The organism is Micromonospora sp. NPDC049114, from assembly GCF_040648635.1.
GTDB lineage: Bacteria > Actinomycetota > Actinomycetes > Mycobacteriales > Micromonosporaceae > Micromonospora.
In genome coordinates this window covers 94,786-110,549 of record NZ_JBEZEA010000012.1, presented here as the reverse complement: position 1 = coordinate 110,549, position 15,764 = coordinate 94,786, and the positions used below count along the sequence as shown (strand labels likewise).

The 15,764-nt window shown below is 72.5% G+C and carries 20 protein-coding genes; 12 read left to right on the top strand and 8 right to left on the bottom strand.

Annotation, left to right across the window (positions count from 1 at the left end):
- The first annotated feature begins 20 nt into the window (after window positions 1-20).
- Window positions 21-944 carry an N-acetylmuramic acid 6-phosphate etherase gene (gene murQ / locus AB0B39_RS27065; RefSeq protein ID WP_234582094.1) on the top strand — a complete coding sequence of 308 codons (924 nt, stop codon included), beginning with the start codon at window positions 21-23 and terminating at the stop codon, window positions 942-944.
- 400 nt (window positions 945-1,344) lie between these two features.
- Window positions 1,345-2,334, top strand: coding sequence for a sigma-70 family RNA polymerase sigma factor (locus tag AB0B39_RS27060; RefSeq protein WP_083915936.1), 990 nt, complete (start codon window positions 1,345-1,347; stop codon window positions 2,332-2,334).
- Window positions 2,335-2,406: 72 nt separating this feature from the next.
- On the opposite strand, the gene AB0B39_RS27055 is transcribed toward AB0B39_RS27060, so the two are convergent.
- On the bottom strand, window positions 2,407-3,339 hold the full coding sequence (locus AB0B39_RS27055) for a C40 family peptidase (RefSeq protein ID WP_234582166.1): 933 nt from the start codon (window positions 3,337-3,339) through the stop codon (window positions 2,407-2,409).
- Window positions 3,340-3,921: 582 nt separating this feature from the next.
- Here AB0B39_RS27055 and AB0B39_RS27050 point away from each other — a divergent pair.
- Window positions 3,922-4,404, top strand: coding sequence for a DUF6232 family protein (locus AB0B39_RS27050; RefSeq protein WP_234582095.1), 483 nt, complete (start codon window positions 3,922-3,924; stop codon window positions 4,402-4,404).
- Window positions 4,405-4,453: 49 nt separating this feature from the next.
- On the opposite strand, the gene AB0B39_RS27045 is transcribed toward AB0B39_RS27050, so the two are convergent.
- A complete protein-coding gene (locus AB0B39_RS27045) occupies window positions 4,454-4,780 on the bottom strand; it encodes a DUF3817 domain-containing protein (protein ID WP_234582096.1) in 327 nt (108 codons plus the stop codon).
- A 26-nt stretch (window positions 4,781-4,806) separates the two neighbouring features.
- Window positions 4,807-5,241 (bottom strand): hypothetical protein, encoded by a 435-nt coding sequence (locus tag AB0B39_RS27040; RefSeq protein ID WP_357575729.1) that lies wholly within the window; start codon window positions 5,239-5,241, stop codon window positions 4,807-4,809.
- A gap of 130 nt (window positions 5,242-5,371) precedes the next feature.
- Here AB0B39_RS27040 and AB0B39_RS27035 point away from each other — a divergent pair, with 130 nt between their 5' ends.
- Genes AB0B39_RS27035 through AB0B39_RS27025 form a run of 3 tightly spaced genes read left to right on the top strand, consistent with a single transcriptional unit; the run spans window position 5,372 to window position 6,629 of the window.
- Window positions 5,372-5,710 (top strand): DUF6158 family protein, encoded by a 339-nt coding sequence (locus AB0B39_RS27035; RefSeq protein ID WP_234582098.1) that lies wholly within the window; start codon window positions 5,372-5,374, stop codon window positions 5,708-5,710.
- The gene (locus AB0B39_RS27030) at window positions 5,710-6,036 is read left to right on the top strand and encodes a hypothetical protein (RefSeq protein ID WP_234582099.1); all 327 of its coding nucleotides are present in this window, start codon (window positions 5,710-5,712) and stop codon (window positions 6,034-6,036) included. Before AB0B39_RS27035 ends, AB0B39_RS27030 begins: the two co-directional genes overlap by 1 nt.
- 50 nt (window positions 6,037-6,086) lie before the next feature.
- Entirely contained in the window at window positions 6,087-6,629 is a 543-nt protein-coding gene (locus AB0B39_RS27025; protein ID WP_234582100.1) for a DUF1360 domain-containing protein, read from the top strand.
- Between the two features lie 64 nt (window positions 6,630-6,693).
- Here the strand turns inward: AB0B39_RS27025 and AB0B39_RS27020 are convergent, their stop codons facing one another.
- The 3 genes from AB0B39_RS27020 to AB0B39_RS27010 all read right to left on the bottom strand — a co-directional run bounded on the left by AB0B39_RS27020 (window position 6,694) and on the right by AB0B39_RS27010 (window position 8,545).
- The gene (locus AB0B39_RS27020; RefSeq protein WP_007464327.1) at window positions 6,694-6,888 is read right to left on the bottom strand and encodes a hypothetical protein; all 195 of its coding nucleotides are present in this window, start codon (window positions 6,886-6,888) and stop codon (window positions 6,694-6,696) included.
- Window positions 6,889-6,936: 48 nt separating this feature from the next.
- Window positions 6,937-7,161, bottom strand: a complete 225-nt coding sequence (locus AB0B39_RS27015; RefSeq protein WP_234582101.1) for a hypothetical protein — start codon at window positions 7,159-7,161, stop codon at window positions 6,937-6,939.
- A gap of 289 nt (window positions 7,162-7,450) precedes the next feature.
- Entirely contained in the window at window positions 7,451-8,545 is a 1,095-nt protein-coding gene (locus AB0B39_RS27010; RefSeq protein WP_357496113.1) for a 3-deoxy-7-phosphoheptulonate synthase, read from the bottom strand.
- Window positions 8,546-8,819: 274 nt separating this feature from the next.
- Between AB0B39_RS27010 and AB0B39_RS27005 the strand changes: the two genes are divergently transcribed.
- The gene (locus AB0B39_RS27005; protein ID WP_357496115.1) at window positions 8,820-9,038 is read left to right on the top strand and encodes a hypothetical protein; all 219 of its coding nucleotides are present in this window, start codon (window positions 8,820-8,822) and stop codon (window positions 9,036-9,038) included.
- Here the strand turns inward: AB0B39_RS27005 and AB0B39_RS27000 are convergent.
- The gene (locus tag AB0B39_RS27000) at window positions 9,005-9,766 is read right to left on the bottom strand and encodes a phosphodiesterase (RefSeq protein WP_357575728.1); all 762 of its coding nucleotides are present in this window, start codon (window positions 9,764-9,766) and stop codon (window positions 9,005-9,007) included. The two genes, AB0B39_RS27005 and AB0B39_RS27000, sit on opposite strands and share 34 nt — an antisense overlap.
- Before the next feature lie 93 nt (window positions 9,767-9,859).
- On the opposite strand from AB0B39_RS27000, the gene AB0B39_RS26995 reads away from it, so the two are divergent.
- The 4 genes from AB0B39_RS26995 (at window position 9,860) to AB0B39_RS26980 (ending at window position 14,254) form a co-directional block, all read left to right on the top strand.
- On the top strand, window positions 9,860-11,152 hold the full coding sequence (locus AB0B39_RS26995) for a pitrilysin family protein (RefSeq protein WP_234582105.1): 1,293 nt from the start codon (window positions 9,860-9,862) through the stop codon (window positions 11,150-11,152).
- Window positions 11,149-12,486: a pitrilysin family protein gene (locus AB0B39_RS26990; RefSeq protein ID WP_357575727.1), complete on the top strand. Its 1,338-nt coding sequence runs from the start codon at window positions 11,149-11,151 to the stop codon at window positions 12,484-12,486. The genes AB0B39_RS26995 and AB0B39_RS26990 overlap by 4 nt, the downstream gene beginning before the upstream one ends.
- Before the next feature lie 164 nt (window positions 12,487-12,650).
- Window positions 12,651-13,676 (top strand): aspartate-semialdehyde dehydrogenase, encoded by a 1,026-nt coding sequence (locus tag AB0B39_RS26985; RefSeq protein ID WP_234582107.1) that lies wholly within the window; start codon window positions 12,651-12,653, stop codon window positions 13,674-13,676.
- A gap of 137 nt (window positions 13,677-13,813) precedes the next feature.
- A complete protein-coding gene (locus AB0B39_RS26980; RefSeq protein ID WP_357575726.1) occupies window positions 13,814-14,254 on the top strand; it encodes a PPOX class F420-dependent oxidoreductase in 441 nt (146 codons plus the stop codon).
- Between the two features lie 74 nt (window positions 14,255-14,328).
- Here AB0B39_RS26980 and AB0B39_RS26975 read toward each other — a convergent pair whose 3' ends face one another.
- Entirely contained in the window at window positions 14,329-14,910 is a 582-nt protein-coding gene (locus AB0B39_RS26975) for a nucleotidyltransferase family protein (RefSeq protein WP_357575725.1), read from the bottom strand.
- A gap of 210 nt (window positions 14,911-15,120) precedes the next feature.
- On the opposite strand from AB0B39_RS26975, the gene AB0B39_RS26970 reads away from it, so the two are divergent.
- A complete protein-coding gene (locus AB0B39_RS26970) occupies window positions 15,121-15,537 on the top strand; it encodes a CBS domain-containing protein (RefSeq protein ID WP_357575724.1) in 417 nt (138 codons plus the stop codon).
- The last annotated feature ends 227 nt before the right edge of the window (window positions 15,538-15,764 follow it).

Genomic DNA, 15,764 nt, shown 5'->3' with positions numbered 1-15,764 from the left:
CGGTGGAGCCGGACGAAGACATGTCAGCACCGCCAGCCCGCCCGACGGTCCGGGTGGGAGCGCCCACCGAACGGCGCAACCCCCTCAGCGCGGACCTCGACCTGATGTCGACCCGGGACGTGCTCACCGTGATCAACGAGGCCGACCGGCGGGTGCCGGCGGCTGTCGCCGCGGTGCTCGACGAGATCGCCACCACAGTCGACCTGGCGGTGGCGGCGTTGCGCGGCGGGCACCGGGTGCACTACTTCGGGGCCGGCACCTCCGGCCGGCTGGGCGTGCTCGACGCGGCCGAGCTGGCTCCCACCTTCAACTCGCCCCGGCACTGGTTCTGCGCCCATCTGGCCGGCGGCCCGGACGCCATGTGGCGGGCCGTGGAGGACGCCGAGGACGACGACCGGAACGGGGCGGACGAGGCTGCCGGTTGTGTGCGCGCCGGTGACCTGGTGGTCGGTCTGGCGGCCAGCGGACGCACCCCGTACGTCCTCGGGGCGCTCGCCGCGTCCCGCGCCGCGGGCGCCTCGACGGTGCTGCTGTGCGCCAATCCGGAGGCGGAGGCCGCCCGGTCGGTCGACGTGTTCATCGGGGTGGACACCGGACCCGAGGTGGTCACCGGGTCGACCCGGATGAAGGCGGGCACCGCGCAGAAACTGGTGCTGAACACGTTCTCGACCGCCGTCATGGTGCGCCTGGGTCGGGTCTACTCGAACCTCATGATCGATATGGTGGCCACCAACGCGAAGCTCCGGGGACGAATGATCTCGATCCTGGTCGAGGCGACCGGCTGCTCGGAGGAGGTCTCCCGGCGGGCCCTCAACGAGGCCGACGGCGACCTGAAGACGGCGCTGGTCTCACTGGTCTCCGGAGCCGAGGTGGCGGCCGCCCGAGCCGCCCTGGCGCGCTCCGCCGACCAGGTTCGCGGGGCTCTCGCCCTGCTCGCCTCCTAGCCCGTACCGCCCGGGAAGCGAACGGGGCTCCGGATTGTTCATCGGGGCGGGGGGTAATCACACCCCCGTGGATGAACCGACGGCTCCATCGCTGCGTATCTGGCAGTGACCAGGATCGCAGCACGGAGGTGACCCGGGTCGCTGTGCCGGCACAGCGGGCGGTGTTGCCATGGTGCGGGCGATCAGCGATTCGTCGACCCACCAACCCGTTCGAGGTGCCCAGCGGCGAGCCGCCCGACGGGTGCTGACAGCAAACATGGACCGTGCTCTCAGCAACTACTCAGGCATTCGTGACACTTTCGACTCACGACATGGAATCCCCGACACGTCTCATCTGTTGTGTAGGTGTCAGCGACGGTGGGCACAGCAGAAGTTACCAGGGGCTGACCGGACGTGGGGAATGGCAAGGAACCGGGCAACCGGCGCGAGCGAGGGGACCGTGGGCAACGTGGACAAGAACATCGGCATGCGCACCGACGAGGTTGCCGAGGAGCGCGACCTGGTCGGCGTCTACCTGCACGAGATCTCCCGGACGCCACTGCTGGACGCCGCCAAGGAGGTCGATCTCTCCAAGGCGATCGAGGCCGGCCTCTACGCGGAGCACCTGCTCGGCGAGGACGCCGTCCCCGACGGTGTCGACCGGGCCGACCTGGAGCGGCTGGTCGTCGAGGGTGAGCGCGCGAAGGACCTCTTCATCCGCGCCAACCTGCGACTGGTCGTGTCGATCGCGCGTCGTTACGTGCGCTCGGGCATGCCCATGCTGGACCTGATCCAGGAGGGCAACACCGGCCTCGTCCGGGCGGTCGAGAAGTTCGACTACGAGCGTGGCTACAAGTTCTCCACCTACGCCACCTGGTGGATCCGCCAGGCCATCAGCCGGGCGATCGCCCAGCAGGAGCGCACCGTCCGTCTGCCGGTGCACCTGGTGGAGGACGTCAACCGGATGCGGAACGTGACCCGGCAGCTCACCCGTGAGCTGGGCAGCGACCCGGAGCCGGAGCAGATCGCGGCGTCGCTCGGCGTCACCGTCGAGCGGGTCAACGAGTTGCGCCGCTGGTCGCAGGACACCGTCTCGCTGGACACCCCGGTGGGCGACGACGGCGACACGAACCTCGGCGACCTGGTCGCCGACAGCGACGCGCCGTCGCCGGAGGACATCGTCCTCAGCGGGCTGGAGCGGCAGCGCATCGAGGGGTTGCTCAACCACCTCGACGACCGGTCCGCGGGCATCATGCGGGCCCGCTACGGGCTGGAGGACGGCCGCGAGCACTCGCTGACCGAGGTCGCGTCCCGCTTCTCGCTGTCCCGCGAGCGGATCCGGCAGCTGGAGATCCAGGCCCTCGGCCGGCTCCGCGAGCTGGCCCGCGCAGAGGGGCTGCAGGCAGCCTGACCTGGTAGTAATGACGGCGAACGGCCGGCGTCCGATAGGGGGACGCCGGCCGTTCGCCGTCACTGGGTCGGGCTAGCGGACCCGGCCGTAGCCGTGGATGGACATCATGTTCATGCCGCGTTTGAGCACGTTGCGACCGGCGCTCGGCGCGTCGATGACCTGACCGTCGCCCACGTACAGAGCGACGTGCCCGAGCCCGCTGTAGAAGATCAGGTCTCCCGGCCGCAGGTCACCCCGACCGATGTGGGCGACCGCTCCCCACTGCAGCCGTGCGCTGTGCGGCAGCGACCTGCCGGCCGCCCGCCAGGCCGCGAGGGTCAGTCCGGAACAGTCGTAGCCGTTCGGCCCGTCGCCGGCCCAGACGTATGGCTTGCCGATCGCCCCGAAGGCGTAGCGCACCGCCGCGCCGGCGTCCCCGGCCACTGCCGGCACGTTCCTGGCCTCGGCCTCCGCCGCCTTGGGCGCGGGTCGCTCGGTGGCGGCCCCGTACGCCTGCCGGCGCAGCTCGTACAGGTCGGCCAGGTCACTCTCGATGCGCTTCTTGCCCGCCGCCAGCTCGCGGGCCTGGGCGGCCTGCCGGGCCAGCGTGGCGTCCAGGCGTGTCTTCTCGTCGAGCAGCCGCCGCTGGTTCGCGGTGAAGCCGGAGATGCGCTCCTGGCGCTGGCGGGTCAGCTGATCGAGGGTGCCGAGCCGGTCGAGCAGAGCGACGGAGCCGCCGGGACGCAGCAGCGCGTCCGCCGTACTCAGGCCACCGCTCTTGTACGCGGTGTTGGCGAGTGCCGCGACGTCGGCGCGGCTCTGCTCGGCCTGCTGTTCCAGAGGGCCGATGCGGGCCTGTAATCGGGCCACCGCGGTCTTGTTGACCTTGATGTCCTCGGTGAGCTTGTTGTAGGACTCCACGATCCGTTCCAACTCGGCCGAGGAGGTCTCGATCCGGTGGGTCAGGTCGGCGGGGGACGGCTCGGCGTGGGCCACCGCCGTCGGGGCGATCAGTGCGGCCGACATGCCGGCCAGCACCGCGGTACGCAGCAGGGTTCTCAGGGATGACAAGAGCGAAGGGCCCCTCTCCCACGGTCGCCGACGGGGCTGCTGACGCCCTCGGCGACACCGGCCGGGGCCACCCGGGTGGACGGCACTGGGCCGGACCGGCTCGCCCAACCTAACCCGGGACGGTTGTGCCGCGCAGTTGAAGCAGGGGCGAATGTTGGCGAAGTGGCGGGAAGTGCCGCTGCTGTCGGTGACACCAGCGGGGCTGCTGACGCGGAACGGGGGATCGTCGTGAGTCCTTTTTCGCATTCACTGACCGATATCTGACTTTCGTCGTTCCGGGCGTATGCCGTCGGATGACCTCCGCCAATATCCGATAAAAGCTGAAATGGATGCTGTTTCGCGACGATGTCCCCCGGTCGGGTGAGCAGGTCGGAATCGTAAATGCCCAGGTGGAGTGGCGGTGCCCCAACACAATGGAGCCGCAGCCGGGAATCCCGTCCCCGGGCAGCGATGCCCGGCCACGGACCGAACCCGGCAGACCGCCCCACGGGAGGAACCGTGAATCGTGAAGGCGCAAAGACGCGACCGCAACGAACGGTGCCCGGAGCCAGGTCCACGCTGCTGTACGCGCGGCCCGGCATCATCGTCACCGTCGACCGGTTCACCGTCGGCCGCACCAGCTATCGCATCGTCGACCTGACCCACCTACGCACCACCCGGGGCCCGCACGACCGCATCGCCGTCCGGGCCGTCGTGATCACCGCATCCATGATCGGCGTGGTCGGCCTGCTCCTCGGCTTCAGCGGCGGCCTGCAACGGTTGACCGCCGAGGCGTACCTCATCCTCGGGGCGGTGCTCCTGCTGCCGGCGGCACTCGCCCTGGTCGGGGACCGCTGGCGCCCGCCGCCGTACGAGCTGTGGGGATGGCATCGGGGCGCCGAGGTGCTGCTGTTCACCGCCGACGACGAGAGGCAGTTCGGCCAGGTCACCCGGGCGCTGCTGCGTGCCCGGGAGGTCAACCGGTACGGCGGCTGGGTCGACCCGCTGGCCTCAACCGACCCCTGGCGGCCGAACCGCTGACCAGACCCGACGGTGGTGTGCCTGGCCCTGCTCGGCCCCCGCCGGCCGGTCAGCTGGCGACCGGCTCCGGCGTACGGGTCGCGGGCCGGTCCAGCCAGGCGGTGACGCGACGCTCGGCGTAGAACGAGACGAACGGCACGGTGCCGGCGAGCATCACCAGGAGCATCCGCTTCAACGGCCAGTCGGCCCGGCGGCTCAGGTCGAACGCGGCCACCAGGTAGATCATGTAGAGGAAGCCGTGCGCCGGCCCGACCGTCTCCACCACCACCGGGTTGTCGAACGCGTACTTCAGTGGCATGCCGACAACTACCAGCAGGATCAGCACCACGCCCACGATCCAGGCGATCACGCGGTACCGGGTAAGGGCTGCGCCCACCTTCGTCCGTCCTTCCGAGCCCCGGCTCAGCCGGGATAGTCACCGGGCCGGGCGCCCGGATTGGCGTTCAACCATGACAGGTAGTCGTTGTAGGCGGCCAGGTCGGCGTCGTCGCCGCGCGTCGCGTCGACCGGCACCCGGGCCACCCGCACCGGTCGGCGTACCGCCGGACGGGAGCCGACGGTCGCGGCCGGCGGCGGCTCGACGGCGGGCGCCTCGGCGGGGTCCGCCGGTGGCTCGGCGGCCACCTCCGCGCTGCGGCGGGCCAGCCGCACCTCGCGCCACCAGACGTACACCACGAAGCCGGCGAAGATCGGCCACTCGACGGCGTACCCCCAGCTGAGGTTGTTGCCGGCCGTGGCCCGGCTGATCTGCCACCAGCCCAGCCCGAGGAAGCCCACGACCAGCACGACCATGGCCACGTGACGTGCGATCCACGCCGGGGTCCAGAGCCTCCTCATGGCGTCGAGGGTACCGGGAACGACTGCGGTCTCCGACACCGTGTCGTAGGTGCCACGTGGGTCCGATGGTTTGGCGTCACCCGGTGTGGGCATCCGTCTAGACGCCAGCCCAAACGAGACCAGGGGGGCGATGATGACCGGATCGGTACGCGAGGACGGCTTTGGGTCCAGCGGCAGCACGGAGATGAGCCCGGAGCAGCGGGTGCCCGAGTGGGGCGGCGACCACCTCGCCGACTCCGGTGGTGCCGATCTCGACGGCGACGCGCTCGGCGTCGACCCGACGGAGCTGACCGACGACGATCTGATCCGCGAGATGCACAGCCTGCACCGCACCCGGCTGGACACCCTCCGGCACGCGGCGGACTCCGCGCTCGCCAACCACCTGCGGCGCACTGCCGAACTGGAGACCGAGTACCTCGCCCGTCACCCGGGCCGGGAGGTCGACCCGAGCCGCCTGCGGGACGCCTGATGCCGGCGCGAGCCGTGCGCGGCGTGTCCGCGCCACCCGAGGTGGTCTTCAACACGGCCACCGACCCGGCTCGGGCGTCGGCCTGGTTGCCGGCGCCACTGCGCTCCGACGGGAGCCCACCCGCCGAGATCAGCGGCGAGGAAATGCGGGCCCGCTGGGGCGACGCCGACTGGGCCGCCGAGATCCGGGTGGCTCCGGCCGACTCCGGTGGCGCCCGGGTCCAGCTCGACCTGACCGACGGCTCGGACGCCGACCCGGACCAGTTGGCCGACGAGGCGCTGACCAACCTCGCCCGCGAGGTCGCCGACAACCTCCAGGCCGGCTGACACCGGCACCGACGGCCGCTTTCGCACCACGACGACATGTGAGGAGAACGGTGAGCGACACTGGCCTGCGACAGAAGGCGGCGCGGCTGCGCCGGGCGTACGCGCCGCACGAGCACCGGCCGCTCGGCGGCTACCTGGTGGCGATGGGCACCTACGCCGGGGTGACCGGGGCGCTGGCCGGTCTGGTCAAGGTGACCGGCCGCCCGGTGCCCGAACGTCCCGCAGCCGCCGACGTCGTGTTGCTCTCCATCGCCACGCACAAGCTCAGCCGGCTGCTGTCCAAGGACGCGGTCACCAGCCCGTTGCGGGCACCGTTCACCCGCTATGACCGGCCGATCGGCAGCGGTGAGGTGATGGAGCAGGTCCGCGACTCGGGCAGCTCCACCCGGCACGCCATCGGCGAGCTGCTCAGCTGCCCGTTCTGCCTGGCGGTCTGGGTCGCCACGGGGCTGACCGGGGGCCTGGTGCTCGCCCCCCGCCTCACGCGTCTGGTGGCCACCGCGCTGACGGCGGTGGCCGCGTCCGACTTCCTCCAGATGGCGTACGCCACGGCGCAGCAGGCCGCCGAGGGTGGGCACGACGACGAGGACTGAAGCGACCTGACGAGCGCAGCACAGCGGGGGCCGGCGGATTCGCCGGCCCCCGCTGTCGTACGCGTCAGCGCTGCATGCCGGACCAGCCGTGCGGCGACTCCGGCTCCCGTTCGTCCTCGTCCTCGCCGGTGATGATGTCCCGGTCCACCGCCGTGCGGTCGTGCTCGTTGGCGAAGTCCGGCTCGGGCGTGGTGTCCCGGCCCTTCGGCGGCTGACCCAGCGCCGGGACCTTCTCGTCATGGTCCTCGTGGTGCGTCATGGTGGTGTCCCTTCGGGTCGCTGGCTTCGCTTGTTGCGCTGGCGCGGCTCAGGCGACGGTGCCGCCCAGCAGGTCGCTGGCCTCGTCCACCGCGTACTCGCCCTCGGGCAGCGCGTCGATGCGCGCGAGCAGCTCCGCGGGAAGGTCGGCGGCCACCGCCCGGCGATAGATGTCCGCCTGGGTGACCCGCTCTTGACCTCGGAAGATGTCGTCGAGCAGGTCGTCGAGGGCGCGGGTGTCCGGCTCGTCGGCCACAGATGCGTCGTCGGTCACGCCGATCAGCTACCCGGGGCGGAATCGGTCAAACGTCGCGCCGGTGGCCCGCGTTCCGGGCAGCGGCACCGCAACAGACAGCGCCGCCCCCGAGCCTTGTGGGCCGGGGGCGGCGCTGGTGTCGGTGTGTAGGTCGCCTCTCGGCGAGTGGCGCGACGCGGCTCCAGCCGAACGGTATTCCGCGAGGGCTATTTAGGTGAGGCCCGGGGACACTGAGCACACCGACACCTCAGTTAACCAGGCCCCACCGTCGCATGTTCCGCGCACCGCAGTGCCGGCCGTCACACAGTCACGCCCGGGTCGGCAGCGTGGCCCGGCGGGCCCGTACGGCGGTGGCCAGGTGGTCGAGCACCTCGGCGGTGTCGTCCCAACCGAGGCAGGCGTCGGTGACCGAACGGCCGTACACCAGCTCACGGGTCGGGTCGAGGTCCTGCCGGCCGGGCAGCAGGAACGACTCCAGCATCACACCGGTGATCCCGCGCTGGCCGGCGGCCATCTGCGCCGCCACGTCCGCGGCGACCAGCGGCTGGTTGCGGTGGTCCTTGCCGCTGTTGGCGTGGCTGGCGTCGATCACCAGGCGCTCCGGCAACCCGGCCGCCCGGAGCAGGTCCAGCGCGCCCGCCACCGACTCCGCGTCGTAGTTGGGCCGACCGCCACCGCCGCGCAGCACCAGGTGCCCGTCGGTGTTGCCGCGGGTGTGCATGATCGCCGGCGTGCCGGAGAAGTCGATGCCCGGGAAGACGTGCGGCACTCCGGCGGCGCGGATCGCGTCCACGGCGGTGCCGATGCTGCCGTCGGGGCGGTTCTTCATGCCGATCGGCATCGACAGGCCGGAGGCGAGCTGCCGGTGCACCTGGCTCTCCACGGTACGGGCGCCGATCGCACCCCAGGCCACCGTGTCCGCGATGTACTGCGGGGTGATCGGGTCGAGGAACTCGCAGCCCACCGGGAGGCCGAGGCGCAGGACGTCGAGCAGCAGCGCCCGTGCCCGGCGCAGGCCGGTGTTGACGTCGCCGCTGCCGTCCAGCCCCGGGTCGTTGATCAGGCCCTTCCACCCCACGGTGGAGCGCGGCTTCTCGAAGTAGACCCGCATGACGATCAGCAGGTCGTCGGCGACCCGGTCGGCGGCGGCGCGCAGACGCTCGGCGTAGTCGAGGGCGGCGGCCGGGTCGTGCACCGAGCACGGGCCGACCACCACCAGCAGGCGGTCGTCCTCGCGGTCCAGCACGCGGCCCACCGCGCGTCGGCCGGTCAGCACGGCGGCGGCGAGCGGGGCGTCCAGGGGCAGCTCGTGGTGCAGGAGGGCGGGTGTGGTCAGCGGCACGACACGGTCGATCCGCTGATCGCTGACCCGATCGGTCTCCGGGGTCGTCACGGTGGGCATCCTTCCGCCGACCGTGCCCGGGGCCGGTGCCCGGGACGAGCCGGCTGCTCGTACGCAAAAGGGCAGGAACGACAGCTCCTGCCCAGCCGGCTCGGTCCGTGGTGACGTCAGTTCATGGTGAAGTCACCGGCGTGGGAGCCGGCTGCCTAAACCATCGATAGGAACGCGTCACGGGGGCCAGCGTACCCGACCGGGCGGGGATGCCCGGGGCATCGTCCCAAGATGCGGGGTGAACATCGCGTGCCGAGGCCGGGCCCGGGGTAACAGCTGTGCCATGAGTGACGAGCAGAGCGATCAGGAGCGGGTGGAGTCCCGCGCGCACCACCTCCTCCCCGAGGAGGCGGCCGTGGGCAGCGATGACCCCCAGGCGCAGGCGGAGGCCATCCTCGCCGAGTCGGACATCCGCGAGGAGGACCAGAACGCGGCCCCGGACACGGTGCTGGAACGTCGTACCTCGGATCAGACGGTCGCCGCCGTCGAACCGCCGGACTGAGCCCGCGCGCCGCGGGCCCGGCGTGACCCCCGGTAGGTCTGCTCACGCAGCCAGGTGAGTGGGCCGGCCGCCCGCAGCTCGGGTGGCAGGTTGCCCACCGGGTCGAACGCGAGCGCGGCGTCCTCCCCGGCGTCGAGCGGGGCACCGATGCTGACCTGGCCGACCGGCCGCCACGGCCCGACGGCGGACGCGACCGCGAGCACCACGCGCGGCGCGTCCGCCCGGGCCGCGGCGGCGACGGCGGCCAGCGTGCGGCCGAGGTCCACCGAGTCCGGGTCGGCCAACGCGGCCAACCAGAGGCGACGCCGGCCCACGCGGTAACACATGATCGTGCTGTACGTCCCGGTGAAGCCGCGGCGGGGCAGCGGCAGGTTCCGCAGCACCGGAGCGGCGCCGCTGGAGCTGACCAGCAGGTCGAACGGGCGGCCGGTCCGGGAGTGCACGCGCACCGCCAGGCCCAGCACGTCCGGCCAACCGCCCGGTGTGGGCGTACCCCTGGAGAGCCGGACCGTGGCCGCGTACCGGCCGGGGTCGTCCAGCAGGGCGACCCCGGTGGGCGGTCCGGGCGTACCCCAGATCGTCACCTCGCCGGCGAACGACAGCCCGGCCGGATGCAGCAGCCGCCGGCCGTGGCGCAGCCGGCCGAGCGCGGCGGTGGCGCGTTCGACGGCCCGGGCGGCCGGTCCGACGGTGCGGCGCGCGGGCGGGGTGGGGGTCGGTGGGGTCATTGCTCTGCGGTACCCCGACCGGCGGAGTCGATGCCGGCTCGCCGACCGGCGGCACGTCACCTTTCCGCCCGCGAGATCGGATAGCGTCGTGCCATGCCCGACAGTGGTTACCCCTGGCCCATCGAGACGTCCCGACTGGACAACGGCCTGCGTGTGGTGGTGAGCGAGGACCGCACCGCACCCGCGGTGGCCGTCAATCTCTGGTACGACGTCGGATCCCGGCACGAGCCGGCCGGGCAGACGGGTTTCGCCCACCTCTTCGAGCACCTGATGTTCGAGGGCTCGGTGAACGTGGCGAAGACCGAGCACATGAAGCTGATCCAGGGCTCCGGCGGCTCGCTCAACGCCACCACCAACCCGGACCGGACGAACTACTTCGAGACGGTCCCGGCCGAGCACCTGGAGCTGGCACTCTGGCTGGAGGCCGACCGGATGGGTGGGCTGGTCCCGGCGCTCACCCAGGAGACGCTCGACAACCAGCGCGACGTGGTGAAGAACGAGCGGCGGCAGCGGTACGAGAACGTCCCGTACGGGGACGCCTGGCTGCGGTTGCTCCCGCTGCTCTACCCGCCGGGGCACCCGTACCACCACTCGACGATCGGCTCGATGGCCGACCTGAACGCCGCCGACCTCGCCACCTTCCAGGCGTTCCACGAGACGTACTACGCGCCGAACAACGCGGTGCTCACCGTCGTCGGCGACGCCCCGGCCGCCGAGGTGTTCGCGCTGGCCGAGAAGTACTTCGGGGCGTTGCCCGCCCGCGACGACATCCCGCCAGCGCCCGACGGCCGCAGCGTCCCGGCGACCGGTGAGCCCGCCGTGGAGATCGTGACCGCCGACGTGCCGGCGCCCCGCGTCTACATCGCCCACCGGGGCCACCCGTTCGGCAGCCCCGGCTACGACGTGCTCACCGTCCTCGCCACCGTGCTCGGCAGCGGCCGGGGCAGCCGGCTCTACCAGCGGCTCGCCGACGGCGAGCGGATCGCGCAACCCGACCTTGTCGGCGCGTACGGGGTGGACCTCGCGCACGCCCCGGCGCCGCTGATCGCCACCGCCACCGCCCGCCCCGGCATCAGCGGCGAGCGGCTGGCCGAAGGGCTGGCCGAGGTCGTCGACGAACTGGCCACCGTGCCGGTGACCGCCGCCGAGCTGGACCGGGCGAAGGCGTTGCTGAGCACCGCGTGGTGGCGGCAGATGTCGACAGTGGACGGCCGCGCGGACACGCTCGGCCGGTACACGACCCAGTTCGGCGACCCGGCCCGGGCCGCCGACCGGCTGCCCGCCTGGCTCGCGGTGACCGCCGAGCAGATCGCCGAGACCGCCGCCGAGGTGCTCGGCGCCGCCGACCGGGTGACCCTGACCTACCTGCCCGAGGAGACCGCATGACGCTGATCGCCGACCGTCCCGGCCCGGGCGCCGCTCGCCCGTACCGGTTCCCGCCGGTGGTCCGCCGCGCGGCGGGTGGCGGCCAGGTGGTCGCCGCGCACCTGCCCGGGCAGAACCTCGCCGTCGCGCTGCTGCTGCTCGACGCCGGCGCCGGCCGGGAGCTGACCGGCAAGGAAGGGCTGGGCGGCGTGCTCGCCAAGGCCCTGGAGGAGGGCACCGCGCAGCGGGACGCCACGGCGTACGCGTTGGCCATCGAGGCGCTGGGCACCGAGCTGGTGACCGGGCTGGACTGGGACTCGTTCCAGATCAGCGTCCAGGTCCCGGTGGACCGGCTGACCGCCGCGGTGCAGCTCCTCGCCGAGGCCGTCCGGACGCCCCGGCTGGACCCGGCCGACGTCCGGCGCGTCCGCGACGACGAGGCCACCGCGTTGCGGATGGACTGGGCCAACCCCGGCCCGCGCGCCGACGCCGCGCTGCGCGCCGACCTGTTCGGCGCCGACACCCGCTGGGGCCGACCGATGTACGGCGATCCGGACTCGGTGGCCGCCCTGGACACCGAGGACATCACCGTCTTTCACTCCGAGTGGTTCCTGCGCCCCGGCACGCTGATCGTCGCCGGTGACCTGGACCGGATCGACCTGGACGCGTTGGCCGGCGCGGCGTTCGCCGGCACCGGCGGCGGTCCGGCCGAGCGGGGCGGCCCGATCGAGGTCCCGCTGCACACCAACCGCCGGATCATCCTGGTGGACCGGCCCGGCTCGGTGCAGTCCACGCTGCGGCTGGGCCACCCGTCGCCGCACCGGGCGCACCCCGACCACGTGCCGATGACGCTCGCGGGCACGGTGCTCGGTGGGGCGTTCACCTCCCGGCTCAACCACCTGATCCGTGAGGTGCGCGGCTACACGTACGGCATCCGGGGCGAATTCGCCTCGTCCCGCCGGTTCGGGCGGTTCGCGGTCAGCTCGGGCGTGCAGACCGCCGTCACCGCGCCGGCCCTGGTCGAGGCGGTGGGCGAGATCACCCGTACGCAGGCGGGCGGCGTGACCGAGGACGAGCTGGCGGTGGCCCGTTCCTGGCGGGCCGGGCAGCTGTCGGTCGAGTTGCAGAGCCCCCGGACGATCGCGTCCGCGCTGACCACTCTCGTGGTGCACGACCTGCCGGACGACTACCACGCCCGGCTGCGCGAGGAACTGCTCACCGCCGACGTGGACCAGGTCTCGGCGGCGGCGGCCACCCACCTGCACCCGGAAGCGCTGACCCTGGTCATCGAGGGCGACGCCGCAGTGATCCGCGACGACCTGGAATCGGCCGCCCTGGGAGACCTCCTCCCCTGACCCGGCGCCCGCTGACCCTCGTTGATCATGAAGTTGTTGTCACTCGTGACGGCGTGTCGCGGCAACAACTTCATGATCGACGGGGGAGGGGGCGGGTGTGAGGTGGGACCCGGGGGGTGGGAAAGGGGTCCCGGTTTCGGGGGTGGGGTGGGTAGCCTCCGGGCATGAGGATCGGCATTGTGGGGGCCACCGGCCAGGTCGGTGGCGTGATGCGGCAGGTGCTGGCGGAGCGGGAGTTCCCGGCGGAGCAGGTGCGGTTGTTCGCCTCGGCGCGGTCCGCCGGGCGGACGCTGCCGTGGCGCGACGGCGAGGTGACCGTCGAGGACGCCGCGACCGCTGACTACTCCGGGCTGGACATCGTGCTCTTCTCGGCGGGTAAGGGCACCGCCCGGGAGTTGGCGCCCCGGGTCGCCGAGGCCGGCGCCGTGGTGATCGACAACTCGTCGGCGTTCCGGATGGACCCGCTGGTGCCGCTGGTGGTCGCCGAGGTCAACCCGCACGCCGCCGCCGACCGCCCGAAGGGCATCATCGCCAACCCCAACTGCACCACGATGGCCGCGATGCCGGTGCTGCGTCCGCTGCATGCCGAGGCTGGGCTGGTCGGCCTGGTCGTCTCGACGTACCAGGCGGTCTCCGGCGCCGGCCTGGCCGGCGTCGCCGAGCTGGACGAGCAGGTCCGCAAGGTCGCCGAGCACGCCGCCGGCCTCGCCTTCGACGGGTCGGCCGTGGAGTTCCCCGCGCCGCGCTCGTTCGCCGAGCCGATCGCCTTCAACGTGCTGCCGCTGGCCGGCTCGATCGTCGACGACGGCTCGTTCGAGACCGACGAGGAGCAGAAGCTCCGCAACGAGAGCCGCAAGATCCTGGAGATCCCCGACCTCAAGGTCTCCGGCACCTGCGTCCGGGTGCCGGTCTTCACCGGCCACTCGCTCCAGATCAACGCCCGCTTCGCCCGTCCGCTCACCCCGCAGCGGGCCCACGAGCTGCTCGCCGACGCGCCCGGTGTCGCGCTTACCGCAGTGCCGACGCCGCTGCAGGCCGCCGGGCAGGACCCGACCTACGTGGGCCGCATCCGCGCCGACGAGACCGTCGAGTACGGGCTGGCGCTCTTCTGCTCCAACGACAACCTGCGCAAGGGCGCCGCCCTCAACGCCGTACAGCTCGCCGAGCTGGTGGCCGCCGAGCGACGCTGACAGTTGCGACAACTGCGGGCTCCCGGCCGGTCTCGGTGGGGGGCCCGCAGTCCGTGGCGGGCGGCGGCTCATCGGGGGCGGGAGCACGCCGGTCATGTTTGGATGGACTTAGCCAACCGTGCCACCTGGAGGAAGCCGTGCCGGAGGACCCCACCCAGCAGGCGTTGACCGACCTGATCGCCAGCCGCTCGATGGGCGTGCTGGCCACAGTCAAACGCGACGGGCGACCCCAGCTGTCCACAGTGGTCTACTCGTTCGACCGGGCGGCCGGCCTGATCCGGGTGTCCGTCACCGAGGGCCGGGCCAAGACCGCCAACCTTCGCCGGGACCCGCGGGCCAGCTTCCACGTCAGCAGCGAGGATGGTTGGGCGTACGCGGTGGTCGAGGCTCGGGCCGAGCTGACCGCTCCGGCAGCCGGCGTCGACGACGCCACGGTCGAGGAGCTGGTGGGGCTCTACCGGGCGCTTCGGGGCGAGCACCCGGACTGGGCCGAATACCGCAACGCGATGGTCGCCGAACGGCGGCTGGTGCTGCGCCTGCACGTGGAGCGCGTCTACGGGATCCCGCCCCGCGCCTGAGAGGGTCGGGAACCACGCCCGTGCCTGAGCGGCCGCAGACCGCGCTTCGCGACTGACGACCGCCCCCGCCCGGCTCAGCCGGGCTCGATCACTGTCACGCCGGGCCAGCGTTGCGCGGGCCGGTGGCGAGCCAGTCGCTGCCGGGACAGCGGGACGCCGACCCGGGCCGGGTTGTGCCGCCACACTCCGCCCAGCAGATCCGCCAAGCCGTACGGGGCGCACACCTCCAGCCCACCGCTCGGGCGTAGCCGCACGGCCACGGCTGTCGCGTACTCCGGCCAGGTGGCCACCGCCTCGGCGACGCTGCGGTACGGGGCGATCGGATTGCCGCCGAACTTCGACGCGTACCAGGTGTGCACCGCCGCCTGGTTGCGTGCCTCCCACGGCGGCACTGCCCACGCCGCGGCGAGTCGGGCGGTGGCCCGGCGGTCGTCGTCGCGGGACAGTCTCGTCGGGTCGAAGAAGACCACGTCCACGTCGCGGACCGTCGCCGGGTCGAACCCGTCGCCGTACCGATCGCCCCACACCAGGTCGCGGAGGGCGCCCGCGCCGATCCAGGCGTCCGGCAGGCCGGAGTCGCGGACCACGGTCAGCGCCCGGGTCAGCCAGGCGTTGCCGCCGACGAGGTCCCTCAGCTCCCGCTCGCCCGCCAGCACCCCACCACGCTAGGCGGTGCCGCCCTCGGCGAGTTGGTGGGGTCTGTGCCATTAACTCGCCCGGCGTCACGACGGTTGTCGATCAGGCGGTGTCGCGGGGTTTCTTCCCGCCGCCCCACGCGGATGGCGGCCCGCACCGCACCGCCGGCGGCGTTACCCCCTCCCGGGCGGCGGGTAGACGGGGCGTGCCGACACCGAGAGGGGAGCACCATGACAACGGTCGGAGAGTTCATGACGACCCGGTTGGTGACGATGGACGGCAACGACACGCTCATCGCCGCCGCGCAGGAGATGCGCGACAGCGCGATAGGTGACGTGGTGGTGACCGATGGCGACAGTGTCGTCGGTATCGTCACGGACCGGGACATCACGGTCCGTGGTGTCGCGGAGAACATGGACCCGGGCTTGACCCGGCTGAACGAGATCACCAGCCGCGACGTGATCACCGTGAGCCAGTACGACGACGCGGTGTCCGCCGCGGACCTGATGCGCACGTACGCCGTACGCCGGCTGCCGGTGATCGACGACGGGCGCCTGGTCGGCCTCGTCTCGATGGGCGACCTCGCGGTCGAGCGCGAACCGCAGTCGGTGCTGGCCGACATCAGCGCGGACGATCCGAACAACTGACGACCCGCAGCCAACGCGCCGGCCCTCTCCCTTCGGGGGAGGGCCGGCGTCGCCGTGCCCCCACCCCGCCCTCGGCGCCCCGCCCGGCCCTGCCCCACCTCGCCTTGCCTCGGTGATCAAGAGGTTCGCGTCACGACACGCCGGAAGCGGTGACGCAAACCTCTTGATCACCGGAACGGGGCGGGGCGGGGCCGGGCGGGGCGGGGGGTGGTGGGTGGGGGTGGGGT

Excerpts from the sequence above, each read along its gene's own strand:
- murQ (WP_234582094.1), top strand. The coding sequence starts at position 21 with ATGTCAGCACCGCCAGCCCGCCCGACGGTCCGGGTGGGAGCGCCCACC.
- AB0B39_RS27060 (WP_083915936.1), top strand. The coding sequence starts at position 1,345 with ATGGCAAGGAACCGGGCAACCGGCGCGAGCGAGGGGACCGTGGGCAAC.
- AB0B39_RS27055 (WP_234582166.1), bottom strand. The coding sequence starts at position 3,339 with ATGTCGGCCGCACTGATCGCCCCGACGGCGGTGGCCCACGCCGAGCCG.
- AB0B39_RS27040 (WP_357575729.1), bottom strand. The coding sequence starts at position 5,241 with ATGAGGAGGCTCTGGACCCCGGCGTGGATCGCACGTCACGTGGCCATG.
- AB0B39_RS27035 (WP_234582098.1), top strand. The coding sequence starts at position 5,372 with ATGATGACCGGATCGGTACGCGAGGACGGCTTTGGGTCCAGCGGCAGC.
- AB0B39_RS27030 (WP_234582099.1), top strand. The coding sequence starts at position 5,710 with ATGCCGGCGCGAGCCGTGCGCGGCGTGTCCGCGCCACCCGAGGTGGTC.
- AB0B39_RS27020 (WP_007464327.1), bottom strand. The coding sequence starts at position 6,888 with ATGACGCACCACGAGGACCATGACGAGAAGGTCCCGGCGCTGGGTCAG.
- AB0B39_RS27010 (WP_357496113.1), bottom strand. The coding sequence starts at position 8,545 with ATGCCCACCGTGACGACCCCGGAGACCGATCGGGTCAGCGATCAGCGG.
- AB0B39_RS27005 (WP_357496115.1), top strand. The coding sequence starts at position 8,820 with ATGAGTGACGAGCAGAGCGATCAGGAGCGGGTGGAGTCCCGCGCGCAC.
- AB0B39_RS27000 (WP_357575728.1), bottom strand. The coding sequence starts at position 9,766 with ATGACCCCACCGACCCCCACCCCGCCCGCGCGCCGCACCGTCGGACCG.
- AB0B39_RS26995 (WP_234582105.1), top strand. The coding sequence starts at position 9,860 with ATGCCCGACAGTGGTTACCCCTGGCCCATCGAGACGTCCCGACTGGAC.
- AB0B39_RS26990 (WP_357575727.1), top strand. The coding sequence starts at position 11,149 with ATGACGCTGATCGCCGACCGTCCCGGCCCGGGCGCCGCTCGCCCGTAC.
- AB0B39_RS26985 (WP_234582107.1), top strand. The coding sequence starts at position 12,651 with ATGAGGATCGGCATTGTGGGGGCCACCGGCCAGGTCGGTGGCGTGATG.
- AB0B39_RS26970 (WP_357575724.1), top strand. The coding sequence starts at position 15,121 with ATGACAACGGTCGGAGAGTTCATGACGACCCGGTTGGTGACGATGGAC.